This is a genomic window from Achromobacter spanius (assembly GCF_029637605.1).
GTDB classification, from domain to species: Bacteria; Pseudomonadota; Gammaproteobacteria; order Burkholderiales; family Burkholderiaceae_B; genus Achromobacter; species Achromobacter spanius_E.
The window spans coordinates 3,388,897-3,405,601 of sequence record NZ_CP121261.1 but is presented as its reverse complement, the minus strand read 5'-3'; the positions used below and the strand labels follow the sequence as shown (position 1 = coordinate 3,405,601).

At 65.4% G+C, this 16,705-nt stretch carries 17 protein-coding genes; 11 read left to right on the top strand and 6 right to left on the bottom strand.

The features are described 5' to 3' along the window. The first annotated feature begins 102 nt into the window (after positions 1–102). Positions 103–609, top strand: coding sequence for a phosphatidylglycerophosphatase A family protein (locus tag P8T11_RS15170; protein ID WP_268082348.1), 507 nt, complete (start codon positions 103–105; stop codon positions 607–609). Next, positions 606–1,163 (top strand): CinA family protein, encoded by a 558-nt coding sequence (locus P8T11_RS15165; protein WP_268081172.1) that lies wholly within the window; start codon positions 606–608, stop codon positions 1,161–1,163. Before P8T11_RS15170 ends, P8T11_RS15165 begins: the two co-directional genes overlap by 4 nt. Before the next feature lie 55 nt (positions 1,164–1,218). Here P8T11_RS15165 and pyrF read toward each other — a convergent pair whose 3' ends face one another. Genes pyrF through P8T11_RS15150 form a run of 3 tightly spaced genes read right to left on the bottom strand, consistent with a single transcriptional unit; the run spans position 1,219 to position 3,811 of the window. Further along, a complete protein-coding gene (gene pyrF / locus P8T11_RS15160) occupies positions 1,219–2,037 on the bottom strand; it encodes an orotidine-5'-phosphate decarboxylase (RefSeq protein ID WP_050449563.1) in 819 nt (272 codons plus the stop codon). Between the two features lie 7 nt (positions 2,038–2,044). Further along, positions 2,045–3,364: an NAD(P)/FAD-dependent oxidoreductase gene (locus P8T11_RS15155; RefSeq protein ID WP_268081173.1), complete on the bottom strand. Its 1,320-nt coding sequence runs from the start codon at positions 3,362–3,364 to the stop codon at positions 2,045–2,047. A 48-nt stretch (positions 3,365–3,412) separates the two neighbouring features. Then, a complete protein-coding gene (locus P8T11_RS15150) occupies positions 3,413–3,811 on the bottom strand; it encodes a diacylglycerol kinase (RefSeq protein WP_050449565.1) in 399 nt (132 codons plus the stop codon). Positions 3,812–4,034: 223 nt separating this feature from the next. Between P8T11_RS15150 and P8T11_RS15145 the strand changes: the two genes are divergently transcribed. The 9 genes from P8T11_RS15145 (at position 4,035) to P8T11_RS15105 (ending at position 14,172) form a co-directional block, all read left to right on the top strand. Then, the gene (locus P8T11_RS15145; protein ID WP_268081174.1) at positions 4,035–4,769 is read left to right on the top strand and encodes a FadR/GntR family transcriptional regulator; all 735 of its coding nucleotides are present in this window, start codon (positions 4,035–4,037) and stop codon (positions 4,767–4,769) included. A 127-nt stretch (positions 4,770–4,896) separates the two neighbouring features. After that, positions 4,897–5,871, top strand: coding sequence for a sialic acid TRAP transporter substrate-binding protein SiaP (locus P8T11_RS15140; RefSeq protein ID WP_268081175.1), 975 nt, complete (start codon positions 4,897–4,899; stop codon positions 5,869–5,871). Between the two features lie 117 nt (positions 5,872–5,988). Next, complete coding sequence (locus P8T11_RS15135) at positions 5,989–6,660, top strand: TRAP transporter small permease (RefSeq protein WP_268081176.1); 672 nt, start codon at positions 5,989–5,991, stop codon at positions 6,658–6,660. 58 nt (positions 6,661–6,718) lie between these two features. Next, complete coding sequence (locus tag P8T11_RS15130) at positions 6,719–8,128, top strand: TRAP transporter large permease (protein ID WP_268081177.1); 1,410 nt, start codon at positions 6,719–6,721, stop codon at positions 8,126–8,128. Between the two features lie 13 nt (positions 8,129–8,141). Next, positions 8,142–8,888 carry an SDR family oxidoreductase gene (locus P8T11_RS15125; RefSeq protein ID WP_268081178.1) on the top strand — a complete coding sequence of 249 codons (747 nt, stop codon included), beginning with the start codon at positions 8,142–8,144 and terminating at the stop codon, positions 8,886–8,888. A 31-nt stretch (positions 8,889–8,919) separates the two neighbouring features. Continuing rightward, positions 8,920–9,786: a fumarylacetoacetate hydrolase family protein gene (locus P8T11_RS15120; RefSeq protein WP_268081179.1), complete on the top strand. Its 867-nt coding sequence runs from the start codon at positions 8,920–8,922 to the stop codon at positions 9,784–9,786. 56 nt (positions 9,787–9,842) lie between these two features. Next, on the top strand, positions 9,843–11,378 hold the full coding sequence (locus P8T11_RS15115; RefSeq protein ID WP_268081180.1) for a UxaA family hydrolase: 1,536 nt from the start codon (positions 9,843–9,845) through the stop codon (positions 11,376–11,378). Between the two features lie 159 nt (positions 11,379–11,537). Then, positions 11,538–13,058: a mannitol dehydrogenase family protein gene (locus P8T11_RS15110; protein WP_268081181.1), complete on the top strand. Its 1,521-nt coding sequence runs from the start codon at positions 11,538–11,540 to the stop codon at positions 13,056–13,058. Positions 13,059–13,119: 61 nt separating this feature from the next. Beyond that, positions 13,120–14,172, top strand: coding sequence for an Ldh family oxidoreductase (locus P8T11_RS15105; protein WP_268081182.1), 1,053 nt, complete (start codon positions 13,120–13,122; stop codon positions 14,170–14,172). Here the strand turns inward: P8T11_RS15105 and P8T11_RS15100 are convergent. The 3 genes from P8T11_RS15100 to P8T11_RS15090 are packed head-to-tail and all read right to left on the bottom strand — an operon-like array spanning position 14,169 to position 16,695. Further along, positions 14,169–14,879 carry an ABC transporter ATP-binding protein gene (locus P8T11_RS15100; protein ID WP_268081183.1) on the bottom strand — a complete coding sequence of 237 codons (711 nt, stop codon included), beginning with the start codon at positions 14,877–14,879 and terminating at the stop codon, positions 14,169–14,171. The genes P8T11_RS15105 and P8T11_RS15100 overlap by 4 nt on opposite strands. Further along, complete coding sequence (locus P8T11_RS15095) at positions 14,876–15,667, bottom strand: ABC transporter ATP-binding protein (RefSeq protein WP_268081184.1); 792 nt, start codon at positions 15,665–15,667, stop codon at positions 14,876–14,878. The genes P8T11_RS15100 and P8T11_RS15095 overlap by 4 nt, the downstream gene beginning before the upstream one ends. After that, complete coding sequence (locus tag P8T11_RS15090; RefSeq protein WP_268081185.1) at positions 15,664–16,695, bottom strand: branched-chain amino acid ABC transporter permease; 1,032 nt, start codon at positions 16,693–16,695, stop codon at positions 15,664–15,666. Before P8T11_RS15090 ends, P8T11_RS15095 begins: the two co-directional genes overlap by 4 nt. Positions 16,696–16,705: the final 10 nt, after the last annotated feature.

The following is a 16,705-nucleotide window of genomic DNA, read 5'->3' as shown; positions in this document are numbered from 1 at the left end:
GCGCTTCGCCACTTTCCATTCGCCGTTTCCCATTTCCCTTTCCATTCCCCTTTCCCCATCGGCCCAGGATCCATGTCCTCTTCCTCCAAGCCATCTCCCTCCATGCGCGAACGCTCGCGCGCCGTGTATCCCGCGCTTTCGTGGGTGTGCCGCGACCCCGGGCGCCTGATCGCCTTCGGCCTGGGCAGCGGCTTGATCCGACCGGCATCGGGTACCTGGGGCACGCTACTTGCTTGGGGGATCTGGGTGGCGGCCGCGCCGGCCGCATCCAACATGGCGATCGGCGTGTTCCTGGCGCTGGCCTTTGTGTACGGTTGCTGGGCCTGCCATCGCGTGGGCCGTGAACTTGGGCAGTCCGACCATGTCGGAATGGTCTGGGACGAGATGGTGGCGTTCTGGCTGGTGCTTTGGCTGACGCCGGCCGGCTGGTTGTCGCAGTTGCTGGCGTTCGCGCTGTTTCGCACGTTCGACATCGTCAAGCCGCCGCCCATCAAGTTCTTTGACGCCCACGTCAAAGGTGGCTTTGGCGTCATGTGGGACGATATCGTTGCGGCCGGCTACGCCTTGCTGGTCATGGCTTTGGTAGTGCGTACAGGAGTCTTGGGATGAACGAACAGCAAGCAGTCACCCGCTCGAATCTGTCGGCGGCGCAGTTGTCGGAAGCCACGTTGGTGGGCCTGGCCGAACGGCTGGGCGATGCGATGCGGCGCAAGGGCTGGATGTTGGGCACGGCGGAATCGTGCACGGGCGGCCTCCTGGCCGGGGCGATGACGTCGGTGGCGGGTTCCAGTGACTGGTTCGAACGTGGCTTCGTCACCTACAGCAACGACGCCAAGGTGACCGAGCTGGACGTGTCGCCCGACGCGCTGCATCACTTCGGCGCGGTCAGCGAACCCGTGGCGCTGGAAATGGCCAACGGCGTGTTGCTGGTGTCGCCCGCCGCGCACATGGCGGTATCCACCACCGGCATCGCCGGGCCGGGCGGGGCCACGCCCGGCAAGCCGGTGGGCATGGTGTGTTTTGGTTTTGCGATGCGGGTGGACGACGGCATCAGTAGCCGCGCCGTCACCCATGTGTTCAACGGCGACCGCACGCAGGTGCGTCAGGCCGCCGTGGAATTCGCGCTGCGCGGCTTGCTGGAATTCCTGGGCGAGCCGGCCTGATTCAATACGGCGCGTTGACCAAGGACATCAACGCGCCGCTTTGATCCTCTGACAATCAACGCACCGCGTTGATGGCATCCCGCAGGCCCATCGCGGCCTGGCCGGCGGCTTCGCGCCAGTCGTCGCCGCCGCTGGCGTAGATGATGGCGCGCGATGAGTTGATCATCATGCCGCTGCGCGCGGCATTGGCGCCCGCGTTGACGGTGGCGGTAATGTCGCCGCCTTGCGCGCCGATGCCCGGCACCAGCAGGGGCAGGGCGTCGCCGATGCGTTGGCGCACTGCCGCCAGTTCATTCGGGAACGTGGCGCCCACCACCAAGCCGCATTGGCCGTTGGCGTTCCATTTATCGGCCACCAGCCCTGCCACGTGCAGGTAGAGCGGTTCGCCGTTATCCATCTTCAGGAATTGCAGATCCGAACCGCCGGGGTTGGACGTGCGGCACAGCACGATCACGCCGCGGTCACGCCACGCCAGATAGGGCTCGACTGAATCCAGCCCCATGTAGGGGCTGACCGTCAGCGCGTGCGCCTGGTAGCGCTCGTAGGCTTCGCGGGCGTAGTTTTCGGCGGTGGAGCCGATGTCGCCGCGCTTGGCGTCCAGCACGATGGGCAGGTCCGGGTGCTTGTCGCGGATGTGCTGGCACAGCGCTTCCAACTGGTCTTCGGCGCGGTGCGCGGCGAAGTACGCGATCTGCGGCTTGAAGCTGCAAGCGTAGGGCGCGGTAGCGTCGACGATGTCGCGGCAGAACTGGAAGATGGCGTCCGGCTTGTCCTGCAATTCGCGCGGAAAGCGTTGGGGGTCGGGGTCCAGGCCCACTTGCAGAAGCGAGTTGCTGGTGGTCCAGGCGTGTTCGAGTTTTTGCAGGAAGTTCATGGGGAGTTCAGTGCAGTTTGACCCGGGGGCGCGTGCGCCGCATCAGCAGGCGGGCCAGGGCAAGGGAGGCGGTGCGCGAGATGCCCAGCACCGCTTTGTGGTGCATCAGGTGCAGGCTCATATACATCAAGCGCGCCAGTGTACCGCTTACGAACAGTCCCCGTCCGGCCAGCTTGCCCATCAGGCTACCCACGCCAGCGTCCTGGCCCAGCGACACCAGCGAGCCATGGTCCTGGTAGACGTAGGGCGCGGTGGGTTCAGCGGTGCGGCGCAGGCGCGCCGTGAGCTTCTTGGCCAGGTAGTCGGCCTGCTGGTGGGCTGCCTGCGCGCGGGCGGGCACGGTGCGCCCGTCGCGCCAGGGCGCCGCGCAGCAATCGCCCAGGGCCAGGATGTGCGGGTCGGGGGTTTCCAGCCGTTCGTTGACTTCCAACTGGCCCAGCTTGTTCAGCGGCAGGTCCAGGTTTGCCAGCAAAGCGGGACCCTTGATGCCGGCCGCCCACATGCACAACTGGGCGGGGAATTCCCGGCCGTCGGCGGTCTTGACGCTATTGGCCGTGACTTCCGACACGCGGCACGACGTTTCCACGCCGATGCCCAGCTCGGTCAGCCGGTTGGTGGCGGCTTCGGATATTTTTTCAGGCAACGCCGACAGAATTCGCGGCGCGCCTTCCACCAGCGTGATGGCCAGGTCGCGTTCGGCGCGGAAGTTCGGCAAGCCGTAGGCGCTGACCACGTGGCTGGCTTCGGTCAGTTCCACGGCCAGTTCAACGCCGGTGGCGCCGCCGCCCACAATCACCAGGTCCAGCCGGGCAGACGGGTCGCGCACCTTGGCCAAGTCCACCAACGCCATGGCTTTCAGCATGGTCAGGCGGAACTGTTCGGCGTTTTCGGTGGTGTCCAGCGTGACGGCGTGTTCGGCCGCGCCGGGGGTGTTGAAAAAGTTGGACGTGCTGCCCAGGGCCAGCACCAGCGTGTCGTAGCCCAGCTCGCGACGCGGCAGCACTTCCAGGCTCTGCGCATCGTTCACCGCGTCCACCACGATCTGGCGGCGTTCGCGGTCTACGCTGACCAGGCTGCCTTGCGCGAAGGAAAAGCCGTTCATGTGGGCCAGCATCAGGTAGGACAAACCTTCCTGGTGGATATCCAGCGTGCCCGCGGCCGCTTCGTGCAGCGACGGTTTCCAGATGTGGAAGGGCCGGCTGTCCACCAGCGTGATGTGCTGGCGGCCGTGGATGCGGCCCAGTTTGGCGGCCAGTTCAAGGCCGCCCGCGCCACCGCCAACGATGACGATGCGTTCAGAGCGTGCTGACGTCGAATTAGGCATCATGGCTCCCAGTATAAATACGGCCGCATCCCCCGTGGGATGCCGGCCGTGTCAATGCATGACGAATCGGCTGATGGCTACGCCCACCCAGACGACGCCGGCGAAGATCAGCAGCAGCATCACGGCCGCGCTGCCCAGGTCCTTGGCGCGCCCCAAGAGCGGGTGGCGTTCCACCGACAAGGCGTCGGCCAGCGCTTCGATGGCGGAATTCAGCAGCTCGGCCGCCAACACCATCACCACCGTGCCCACCAGGAAAAATACCTCGACCGTGGTGCGTCCCAGGAAGAACGCCGCCGGAATCATCAGCACGGCCAGCGCCAGTTCCTGGCGGAACGCGGCTTCATATTTGACGGCCGCTTTCAGGCCTTGCCACGAATAGCGCAGCGCATTCAGGATGCGGCGCAAGCCGCCGGAGCTTTTGAAGGGCGAGTGTTGCGGGTCGTAGGTCATGAGCGCTTAGAAAGGCGGAAGGTGGCCGCTTTTTAACAGATGTGGGTTGCCCGCATGGCGTGATGCTTGGCTATGGGCAAACCCTAATTGTGACGCATCGCGCGCAGGCGCAGGATTCTGGTCAATTGGTAAGGCCACTTTACCTTTCCGGGATTACAAGATCCCGGGGTATCGCCAAGGTATCGCCCAGGCATCGCCGTTTCACCGCAACCCCATCGCCACCATGCCGATCCAGACCATCGAGCCGCGCCGCTTGTACCGCCAGATCGCCGACCAACTGCGCTTGCTGATCGAGGCGGGCGAATTCCCCGTGGGCGCGCGCCTGCCGCCGGAACGCGACCTGGCGCTGAAGCTGGGCGTGTCTCGCCCGTCGGTGCGTGAAGCCTTGATTGCGCTGGAAGTGGAAGGCTGGGTGGAAGTGCGCATGGGGTCGGGCGTATACGTGCAAAGCCTGTCGGGCGCGCCGCGCGCCAGCCTGACGGCGGAAAGCCCCTTGGAAACCATCCGCGCGCGCTGGACGATCGAAGGCGAGCTTGCCGCGCAGGCGGCTCGCAACCCGGCGCCCGCGCTGGTGGATGGCCTGCTGGAAGCGGTGGGCGCCATGGAAGACGAAGCCCGCGCGGCCAGCGTGCCCATACGCGGCGACCGGCTGTTCCATTTGCGCGTGGCCGAAATGGCCAGCAACGCCGTGCTGGTGCGCGTGGTGGGCGAACTATTCGACGAACGCCACAACCCCTTGTCCGTGAAGCTGGGCGACTACTTCGAAAACCCCGATAGCTGGGCCGCCGCCATCACCGAGCACCGCCGCGTCATCAGCGCCATTGCCGCGGGCGACGAGGCCGCCGCGCGCGTCGCCATGCATCACCATCTTTCCTGCTCGTTCGACCGCTTGACCGCCAGTTGGCCGGGCGCGGCCGAAACGATGCGCATCGATAGCAAAGAACCGGCGGCGTCCTGACGCCACCGGGGATCCGTAGTCGCAGTACGAAGGTGCAACCTGTAGGTGAAATTCCGATGTGAAACATAAAGCGGGCCGGCTCATAACAACAGTCGCCGCGCCCGCCACCTCAAAGAGAGGAGACAACATGAATAAAGGCAACGCTATCAAAGTGCTGTTTGCCGCCGTCGCGCTGGCCGTCAGTGGCAGCGCGCTGGCGCAAACCAAGTTGAAATGGGCGCATGTGTACGAGACTTCCGAACCCTTCCATACCTCGTCGGTGTGGGCGGCGCAGGAAATCGAAAAACGCACCAACGGCCGCTATCACATCGATGTCTATCCCGCCTCTCAGTTGGGCAAGGAAAACGACATCAACCAGGGGCTGACCCTGGGCACGGTGGACATGATCATTTCCGGGTCCAGCTTCGCCGCCAAGAGCTTCCCGCGCATCGGCGTCACCTACTATCCCTACACCTTCCGCAGCCCCGAGCACCTGATCGCCTACACCAAGAGCGACATCTACAAAGAGCTGACGCAAGGCTACGACCAGAAAAGCGGCAACCACATCGTCGCCACCACGTACTACGGCACACGCCAGACCACGTCCAACCGCGCCTTCACCAAGTGCGCGGAAATGAAAGGCTTGAAGATCCGGGTGCCGGACGTGGCCGCCTACCTGGCCATGCCGCGCGCCTGTGGCGCCAACACCGCGCCGATTGCGTTCGCCGAGGTCTACCTGGCCTTGCAGAACGGCACGGTGGAAGCGCAGGAGAACCCGCTGACCACCATCGAAGCGAAGAAGTTCTACGAGGTGCAGAAGAACATCATTCTGACGGGCCACATCGTCGACCACCTGAACACGGTCATCTCGGGCAAGCTCTGGAAGAGCTTGTCTGATGCCGACAAGAAGGTCTTCGCCGAAGTCGCCCAGCAGGCGGCGGAAAAGGCCTCGGCCGAGGTCGCCGCGAGCGAAAAGAAAATGGTGGATGTGTTCAAGAAGCGCGGGCTGAACGTGGCCGAAGTCAATGTTGAAGACTTCCGCAAAACCGTGTTGGAGAAGGTGCCGTTCGAGCAATACGGCTACCAGAAGTCGGATTGGGAAAAGATCCAGGCGGTGAAGTAGCCGCGTGTGTTCGCTGCACGGGGTAACTGCACACGGTCGCTGTCCGTCGTAGCCGCCCACGGAACCGGCGGGCCCTTGTGGCCCGCCGATCCACCGAAATCCGATCAGGGGAACGTCATGCACTCCAACGCGAAAGCGGCGCCGATGGCGGCCGTGAGCCATAGGCCGGGTCCGGTGTCGACCCCCAGCCACGCCAACCCGTCTACCAGCCACGCCGGCCCGTCCTCCGGCCCGCACCAGACCAGCGTCGACGACATCGTCCACAGCTTCGAAGAGGCCGACCAGCACAAGGTCGACCTGTCCAGCTACCAGCCTGAAGACTGGATCTGCCTGGCCATATTCTGGATGATGTCCCTGCTGGTCTTCCTGCAGTTCTTCTCCCGCTATGTACTGAACGACTCCTTTGCCTGGACCGAGGAACTGGCGGTGTATTGCCTGATTGGCGTGGTGTTTCTGGGCGCCGCCATGTGCGTGCGGACCTGCCGCCACATCCAGGTGGACTTCCTTTACCGCTACCTGCCCAAGCCGGTGGGCCGCGTGCTGGCTACCGCGATCGATATCTTGCGCACCGCCTTTTTTGGCTATGCGGTGTGGCTCACGTACCGCTACATCGTGCTGGTGGGCGACGAGCCCATGACCACGCTGTTCTGGAACAAGTCCTATGTGTACTGGGTGGCCCTGGCGGGCTTTGCCATGATGTTCCTGCGGTCGCTGCAAGTGTCGGCGCGCAACTGGCGGCAAGGCTATTCCATCCTGGAAAACCCCGCGGCCTACGACGCGCAGGATTGAACGTGTTCGCCGTGGCGCAATTCTTGATGACCCCGCATTGCCTATCCAGGAGCAAGACATGGGCATATTGATTGGAACGTTTCTGCTGTTGATGATCCTGGGCCTGCCGGTGGCGGTGTCCATGGTGGGCGCGTCGCTGCTGTTCATTCTGGCTTCTGGCAGCGTGCCCGACGTGGTGGTGGCGCAGCGCATGATCGCGGGCATAGAGTCGTTTCCGCTGCTGGCCGTGCCGTTCTTCATCCTGGCGGGCAACCTGATGAACATCGCCGGCATCACCGGCCGCATCTACAACTTCGCGGTGGCGCTGGTGGGCTGGATGCGCGGCGGCCTGGGTCAGGTGAACATCATCGGCTCGGTGGTGTTCGCCGGCATGTCGGGCACCGCGATTGCCGACGCGGCGGGCCTGGGCACCATTGAAATCAAGGCCATGAAAGACCATGGCTACAACACGGAGTTCGCGGTCGGGGTCACCGCCGCATCCGCCACGCTGGGCCCCATCATTCCGCCGTCCTTGCCCTTCGTCATCTACGGCATGATGGCCAACGTGTCGATCGGCTCGCTGTTCCTGGCGGGCCTGATCCCGGGCGTCGTGCTGACCTTGTTGATGATGTTGACCGTGGCCTATTACGCGCGCCGCAATAACTGGGGCGGCGACGTTGCGTTCAACTGGAGGCGCCTGGGCGGGGCAGGGCTGGAAGTGCTGATCGTGCTGGCGTTTCCGTTGTTGATCTGGTTGATGACGCTGGCCGGCGTATCGCCCAACCTGGCCACCGGCATCGCCTTCGCGGCGCTGCTGCTATTGGATTGGCGCTTCAACTTTTCGGCCGTCATGGCCTTGATGGCGCCGGTGATCTTGATTGGCGGCATGACGCTGGGCTGGTTCACCCCCACCGAGGCCGCCGTGGCCGCCGTGATCTGGGCGCTGTTCCTGGGCCTGGTGCGCTACCGCTCGATGACGCTGAAGACCTTGGCCAAGGCCTCATTCGACACCATCGAAACCACCGCATCCGTGCTGTTCATCGTGACGGCGGCATCGGTCTTTGCCTGGCTGCTGACCACGACGCAGGCCGCGCAGGCGCTGACCGACGCCATCCTGAGCGTGACGCAGAACAAGTGGGTGTTCCTGTTGATGGCCAACGTGCTGATCCTGATCGTGGGTTGCTTCATCGACACCATTGCCGCCATCACGATCCTGGTTCCCATCCTGCTGCCCATCGTGCTGCAACTGGGCATCGACCCGGTTCACTTCGGCTTGATCATGGTCTTGAACCTGATGATCGGGCTGCTGCATCCACCCATGGGCATGGTGCTGTTCGTGTTGGCGAGGGTGTCGCGCTTGTCGGTCGAGCGCACCACCATGGCTATCCTGCCGTGGCTGCTGCCGCTGTTCGCGGCGCTGATCGCCATTACCTACATCCCGCAGATCACGCTGTGGCTGCCCACCGCCATGGGCATGGCCGGCAAATAAGGAGCACGCATTCATGTCGCAAAGACTGCAAGGCAAGACCGCCATCGTGACCGCCGCCGGCCAGGGCATCGGCCGCGCCGTGGCCGAGGCATTCGCGCGCGAAGGCGCCGACGTGCTGGCCGTGGACATCAATGCCGAGGCGCTGCTGACGCTGTCCGGCTGCCGCACGCAAGTGCTGGACGTGACCGATGGCCGCGCCATCACCGCGCTGGTGGAAGGCGCGGGGCCGGTGAATGTGCTGTTCAACGGCGCGGGCTTTGTCCACGCCGGCACCATCCTGGACTGCGACGAAGACGCGTGGGACTTTTCCTTCAACCTGAACGTGCGGTCCATGTACCGGCTGATCCGCGCCTGCCTGCCTGGCATGCTGGCGCGCGGCGCGGGGTCCATCGTCAACATGGCGTCGGTGGCGGGCAGCATCAAGGGCGCGCCCAACCGCTGCGCTTATGGCGCGACGAAGGCCGCCGTGATCGGGCTGACCAAGTCGGTGGCGGCGGACTTCGTGGCGCAAGGCATCCGCTGCAATGCCATCTGCCCAGGCACCGTTGAATCGCCGTCCTTGCGTCAGCGCATCGAAGCGCAGGCGGTGGCCAGCGGGCAGACGATAGCCGTTGTCGAAGCTGCCTTCACCGCCCGCCAACCCATGGGCCGCATCGGCCGCACCGATGAAATCGCCGCGCTGGCGGTGTATCTTGCCAGCGATGAATCCGCCTTCACCACCGGCACCGCCCAGGTGATTGACGGCGGCTGGTCCAACTGATTGTTTTCCTCTTTCGCAACAAGGAACCGTTATGAAACTGATGCGCTATGGCGCCAAGGGCGCCGAGAAACCTGGCCTGATCGACTCGCAGGGCAAGGTGCGCGACCTGTCTGCCGTGCTGCCCGACATCACCGCGCAAACGCTCAGCGCCGCGCGCCTGGCCGAACTGCGCGCGCTGGATGCATCCACGCTGCCGCTGGTGGCGAACCCGGGGCGCGTGGCGCCGCCGTGGAGCGGCATGGGCAAGTTCATCTGCATTGGGTTGAACTACGCCGACCACGCCGCCGAATCGGGCCTGCCCGTGCCGGCCGAACCCGTCATCTTCATGAAGCCGACCTCAGCGGTGGTGGGCCCCAATGACCCCGTCGTGTTGCCGCAGGATTCCATCAAGACCGATTGGGAAGTTGAACTGGGCGTGGTCATCGGCGAAAAGGCGCGCTACGTCAGCGAGGCCGACGCCATGAAGCACGTGGCCGGCTATTGCGTGGTGAACGACGTGTCCGAACGCGAATACCAGATTGAACGCGGCGGCACGTGGGACAAGGGCAAGGGCTGCGACACCTTCGGCCCCATTGGCCCGTGGTTGGCCACCGCCGACGAAATTCCCAATCCGCAAGACCTGGAGATGTGGCTGGAAGTGAACGGCAAGCGCTACCAGAATGGCAGCACGCGCACCATGGTGTTCGGCGTGGCGCAGTTGGTGGCGTACGTCAGCCGCTTCATGACGCTGTACCCCGGCGACCTGATCAGCACCGGTACGCCGCCCGGCGTGGGCATGGGACAAAAGCCCGCGCCCGTTTATCTGAAGGCGGGCGACGAGATCAAGCTGGGCATCGCGGGCCTGGGCGAACAGCGCCAGCGCGTGCATGCCTGGGACCCGGCGTTGATCGACGGCTGATCGCGCCCAAGCCTCGTCTGCACCCCCGCCCGCACCCTTTATTTTCCGGAGTCCTCATGTCCCAGAACGAAATGGCGTTCATCCGCATCCACCCGGCGGACAACGTGGTGATCGCCCGGCGCCAACTGGTCAGCGGCACGCGGCTGGAAGGCGAAGGCGTGACGGTGCAGGGGCTGGTGCCGCCTGGTCACAAGGTGGCCGTGCGCGCCATCGCCGAGGGCGAACCGGTGCGCCGCTACAACCAGATCATCGGCGTGGCGCGGCAGGCCATCGCGGCCGGGCAGCACGTGCACACGCACAACCTGGAGTTCTCTGAATTCGAGCGCGACTACGCGGTGGGGCAGGGCGCGCACCCCACCGATTACGTGGCGCAGCCTGCCACCTTCGAGGGCATCGTGCGCCCCGATGGCCGAATCGCCACGCGCAACTACATCGGCATCCTGACCAGCGTGAACTGTTCGGCCACCGTGGCGCGCGCCATCTCCGACCACTTCCGCCGCGACATCCATCCCGAGGCGCTGGCCGCCTGTCCGAACGTGGACGGCGTAGTGGCGCTGACGCATGGCGCGGGCTGTGCCACCGGCAGCGAGGGCGAGCCGCTGAAAGTGCTGCGCCGCACGCTGGGCGGCTATGCGCGCCACGCCAACTTTGGCGGGCTGATGGTGGTGGGCCTGGGCTGCGAAACCAACCAGATCGGCGGCTTGATGGAACAAGAAGGCCTGCGTGAAAGCGGCCTCTTGCACACCTTCAATATCCAGGACACGGGCGGCACGCGCAAAACCGTGGCGCGTGGCATTGAACTGGTCGAGCGCATGCTGGACCAGGCCAACCAGGTACGCCGCCAATCGGTGCCGGCCAGCCATCTGACGGTGGGCCTGCAATGCGGCGGTTCCGACGGTTATTCGGGCATCAGCGCCAACCCGGCGCTGGGTGCGGCGGTGGATCTGCTGGTGCGTCATGGCGGCACCGCGATCCTGTCGGAAACGCCCGAGATCTATGGCGGCGAACACCTGCTGACGCGCCGCGCCCAAACGCCCGCCGTGGCCGAAAAACTATTGGCGCGCGTGCGCTGGTGGGAAGACTACTGCGCCCGCAATGACGCCGAAATGGACAACAACCCATCGGCCGGCAACAAGGCGGGCGGGCTGACCACCATTCTTGAAAAGTCCTTGGGCGCCATTGCCAAGAGCGGCACCACCAACCTGACCGACGTGTTCGAGTACGCCGAGCCCGTGCGCACGCGCGGCCTGGTGTTCATGGACACGCCGGGCTACGACCCCGTGTCCGCCACCGGCCAGGTGGCGGGCGGCGCCAACCTGATCTGCTTCACCACCGGCCGAGGTTCCGCCTATGGCTGCGCACCCGCGCCGTCCTTGAAGCTGTCGACCAACACCGCCTTGTGGCAGCGCCAGTCAGACGACATCGACATCAATTGCGGTGAAGTGGTGGACGGCGCGCAAAGCGTGGCGCAGATGGGCGAACGCATTTTCCAGCTGATGCTGCAAACGGCGTCGGGCCGCCGCACGCGCAGCGAAGAGCACGGGTATGGCCAGAACGAATTCGTGCCGTGGCAACTGGGCGCGGTGATGTAGCGGCCATCAGTGATGAAGGGGCCGGTGATGGTGGACGCCGGCGTTGCATTTGGTCACCGTCTTGGTGTCGAAGAATTCAGCCGCTACAGATATCCTCATTCGCGCGCCGACTGGCCGGTCATCCGACGGGTGCATGGCGCCTTCCGCCCTGGGTCAATCATGCTCGAACGTTTGAATTCGGAGTCGTTGCCGCGCCTGCCCGCAGACGTGGAAAAGCCGGCCTATGACCGCAGCCGGCTCACGCCCGGCATCGTGCATTTGGGCCTGGGGGCATTTCATCGCGCGCATCAGGCGGTGATGACGGACCTGGCCATCGAGGCCAGCGGCGACATGAGCTGGGGCATCCTGGGCGTGTCGCTGCGCAGCCGCGCCACGCGCGACGCCCTGACACCGCAAGACGGCCTGTACACGCTGGCCCTGCGCGAGGGCGGCGTCGACGGTCAGCCCCGCGAACAACTGCGCGTGGTGGGCTCTGTGCTGCGAGTGATGGTGGCCGAGGAAGATCCCAACGCCGTGCTTGAGCGCATTGCGTATCCGCAGACCCGCATCGTCAGCCTGACCGTGACCGAAAAGGGTTATAGCCACGAACCGGCCACCGGTTATTTGCGCTGGGATGACCCGGACATTCTTCATGACATTGAAAACCCGCAGCGCCCGCGCAGCACCATCGGCATCCTGGTCTACGGGTTGGCGCTGCGTCGCGAGCGCGGCCTGCCGCCCGTCACGCTGTTGTCTTGCGACAACCTGCTGGGCAACGGCGACATGCTGCGCAGCCTGGTGCTGGCCTTTGCCCTGCGCGTGGACGTGGCGCTGACCGCCTGGATCGATACGTACTGCACCTTTCCCAATTCCATGGTGGACCGCATCGTGCCCGGCACCGACGACGGCGACCGGGCGCGCATCGCCACGCGGCTGGGGGTGCAGGACGCCTGGCCCGTGGTGGGCGAGCCCTATCTGAACTGGGTGATCGAAGATAAATTCGCGGCCGGTCGCCCGGCGTGGGAAACGCAAGGCGGCGCCACCTTTGTGCGTAACGCCGAACCCTATGAACGCCTGAAGCTGCGCATGGTGAACGGGCCGCACTCCACCCTTGCCTACCTGGGCACCTTGCTGGGGCATCGGACCATCAGCGCGTCGGCGCAGACGCCGGCCTTGCGTGATTTTGTCGATGCCATGATGCGGCTGGAAATCGCACCCACCTTGAAGGGCATTCCGGCCAGCGGACTGGAGGAATATCACCACCGTTTCCTGGCCCGTATCACCAACCCGGCTTTGCCGCACCCGAGCTCGCAAGTGGCCATGGACGGCTCGCAGAAGGTGCCGCAACGGCTGCTTGAAACCCTACGCGACCGCCTGCGCACGGGCGACGACATCAACCGCCTGACGCTTGCCGTGGCGGCGTGGCTGCACTATCTGCGCGGCGAAGACGAGCTGGGTGCGCGTTACGCCATCGAAGACCCGCTGGCAGCGCGCTTGGCCAAGCTGCTGTCGCGCGCCGAGGTCGCCGCGCGGGCGTCGGCCCCTTCGCAAGCGGCGCACCGCCGCGCCATGGTGCTGGCAGCCTTCAAACCCGTGTTTGGCGACCTGGGAAAAAAGCCCGACTTCGTCGCCGCGCTGGCCTCGCATCTGGAAAACCTGCGCGAGCACGGTGTGATGGCCGCGGTGAAGGCAGCAACTTGAGGGTTCCAACGTAAGGGTTCCAACTTGACGCTTCCCGACCACGAATCAAGGAGTGCATGGCATGCCCGCTGATAGCCGAGTGGACGTCGTTGGATGGGAACGCTGGGCCATCGCCTGCCTGCGCGCGCAAGACTTCAACGAGGAGGATGCGCGCAGCCTTGCGGGCAGCCTGGCGCAAACCAGCCTATGGGGCATAGATTCGCACGGCATCGCGCGCTTGCCGCATTACTTGAACCGCGTGGCGCATGGCTCCATTCTGGCGCGTCCGGTCATCCGCATTGAACGCACCGGGCCAGGCACGGCGCAATTGCACGGGGGGCAAGGGCAGGGCATTGTGGTGGCGCACCGCGCCAACGCGCTGGCGATGGAACTGGCGCGCGAAGCCGGCATCGCTGCTGTCGGCGTCAGCAATTCCTCGCACTGCGGCGCGGTGGGCCTGTATAGCCGCGCGGCCGCCCGGCAAGGCCTGATCGGCATTGCCTACACGCATTCGGATTCCATTGCCGCGCCCCACGGCGGCCATCAAGCCTTCTTCGGCACCAACCCCATTTCGATGGCGTTCCCGCGCGCGGACGGCGAGCCGCTATGCCTGGACATGGCCACCACCGCCATTCCGTGGAACCGCGTCATGAACGCCCGTCGCGACGGCGTGGCCCTGCCGCCAGGCGTCGCATTGGACGCTCAAGGCCGTGATTGCACGGACGCCGACGCGGTGCGCGCGTTACGACCCTTGGGCGGAGAAGAATATGGCTACAAGGGCTACGGGCTGGCCATGATGATTGAGCTGCTGTGCGGCCCCTTGAACGGCAATCCCTTTGGTCCGCACATTTCCCCCATGTACGACGCGCTGGATCGCCCGCGTGAATTGGGCGCGTTCTTCATCGTGATGGATCCGCAGCGCTTTGCGGGTGGTGCCGCGCTAGCGAGCGTGGTGGCGGCGATGGCGGGGGAATTGTCGCAAGCGCCCGGCGCTCCCCGCATGCCGGGCGACCCCGAAGCCGAGGCCCAGGCCGAGCGCTTGCGCGATGGCATCCCCGTGCCGCCGGCATTGTGGAACGAGATGCAGGGCTGGAGCCAGCGCTTGCGCGTGACGCTGCCCGCGCGCCGCGCTTAGACGCCCAGGTACTGCAACAGGCGCGGCTCGTCGTCCAGGAAGGCTTGCGACGAACCCGTCCACGCCACGCGCCCCTTTTCGACAATGGCGTGATGGTCGGCCGTGGCAAGCAGCGGTTCCAGGTTCTTGTCGATGCACAGCACCGCCAGCCCGGTTGCTTTCAGGCTGTCCAGCGCCGCCCAGATTTCTTCACGCACCACCGGCGCCAGGCCTTCCGTGGCTTCATCCAGAATCAGCAGGCGCGGGTTGGTCAGCAACGCGCGCCCAATCGCCAGCATCTGCTGTTCACCGCCCGATAGATGGCTGCCCAGATGGCGCGCGCGTTCGGACAAGCGCGGAAACAGCGCGTACACGCGGTCCAGCGTCCACGGTTCCGACAAGCCCTGGCGGTTGTGCGCGGTGGCCACCAGGTTTTCACGCACCGACAGGTTGGGGAAGATGTGCCGGCCTTCCGGCACCAGCCCGATGCCGCATTGCGCTACCTTGTACGACGGCAGTCGGCTGATGTCCTGGCCGTCGAACACGACACTGCCCTGCGTGGCGCGGGCCAGCCCCATCACCGTCTTCACGGTGGTGGACTTGCCCATGCCGTTGCGGCCCAGCAAGGTCACGAATTCGCCCGGCCCGATATCCAGGTCGATGCCAAACAGCGCCTGGCTGGCGCCATAGTGCGCGGTCACGCCACGCAGCGATAGCAGCGCGCTCATGCGGCTTCCCCTTGTTTTGCCTTCCCAAGCTTGCCGCGCGCGCTGGCGCGTTCGCTGCCCAGATAGCATTCGCGCACCTGTGGATTATTGCGAATCTGGTCCGCCGTGCCGCAGGCCAGCGCGCTGCCATACACCAGCACCGTAATGCGGTCGGACAGCGCGAACACGGCCTGCATGTCGTGCTCGACAAGCAAGATCGTGTAGCGCCCACGCAGTTGCAAGAGCAGGCGCGTCATGGCCTCGGATTCGTGCTGGCTCATGCCCGCCATCGGCTCGTCCAGCAACAGCAGCGACGGCTGGCAAGCCAGCACCATCGCCAGTTCCAACTGCCGTAGTTCGCCGTGCGCGAGTTCGCCCGCGGGCGTATCGGCGCGGGCTGACAAGCCCGTCAACGCCAGCGCCTCAAGGGCCGGGTCGGTCAGGGCGGTGGTCGACAGCACGGGTTTCCAGAACCGGAAGCTGTGGCCGCGCCGCGCCTGCACCGCCATCACCACGTTTTCCAGGGCGGTGAAGGGCTTGAAAACAGAGGTGATCTGGTAGGAACGCGCCAGCCCGTGGCGCACGCGTGTGTTCACGGGCATGCGGGTAATGTCGCGGCCATTCAGCAGGACACGTCCGCTGTCGGGCCGCAGTTCGCCGCTAAGCTGGCCGATCAGCGTGGTCTTGCCCGCGCCGTTCGGCCCGATCACGGCGTGCAGTTCGCCCGCGTGCACGTCCAGCGACAAGTCATCGGTAACTGTCAGGCCGCCATAGCGTTTCACCAGGTTCTCGACACGCAGCGCGGTCATGGCGTTTCTCCCAGTGCGCTTTTCACGTCCTTTCCCACCGCTTTTCCTTGCGCCTCGTCCGGGCGTTGCCGCCGCGCCGCGTTGCGGCCACGCCAGGGCGTGTCGCGCAGGCTGCCGTACACGCCGCGCCGCGACACCAGCACAACGCCCACGATCAGCAAGCCCATGATCAGCATCCAGTGCCCGGTCAGCAGCTTCAACCCTTCCTCAAGCAACAGGAACGCCAGCGCGCCGGCCACGGGGCCAAACAGCGTGCCGATGCCGCCCAGCACCACCATCACGATCAGCTCGCCCGACGTGGTCCAGGCCAGGTAGGACGGCGACACATACATGGTCAGGTTCGCCAGCAGCACGCCGGCCACGCCGCAGATCATGGCCGATATCACGTAGGCCGCGAGCCGGTAGCGCAAGGTGGGAAAGCCCAGCGCGCGCATGCGGCGTTCGTTCGCCTGGCAGCCGCGCAGGGCCATGCCGAAGGGCGCATGGATCAGCCGATGCATCAGGCCCAGCACCGCCAGCAGCACGCCAAAGGCCGAGTAGTACAGCGCCAGCGGCGTATCCAGCCGGAACGCGCCGAAATCGCTGCCGGCAAACAGCGACATGCCGTCGTCGCCGCCAAAACCGTCCAGCCCCGTCGCCAAAAAATAGAACATCTGCGCGAACGCCAGCGTGATCATGATGAAGGCGATGCCGGACGTGCGCATCACCACGTAGCCGCTGACCAGGCCCACCACGGCGCAGGCAGCCAGTGCCCCGGCCAGATGCAGCCAGCCGCTTTCGATGCCGTAGTGCGACATCACGCCCACGGCATACGCGCCCAGCCCCAGGTACAGCGCATGCCCGAAGCTGACCATGCCGCCAAAGCCCAGCAGCAGATTCAGGGCCAGCGCGGCCACGCCGTAGACCAGCACGCGGCCGAACAGCGCCAATAGAAAAGGTTCGTCCTGCCAGTGCGCATACACCGGTACCAAGGCCAGCAACAGCAGCAGGGCGGTGGCCACCAGAAAGCGCGGAGACAGCATGGGCATGAGGTTCTCC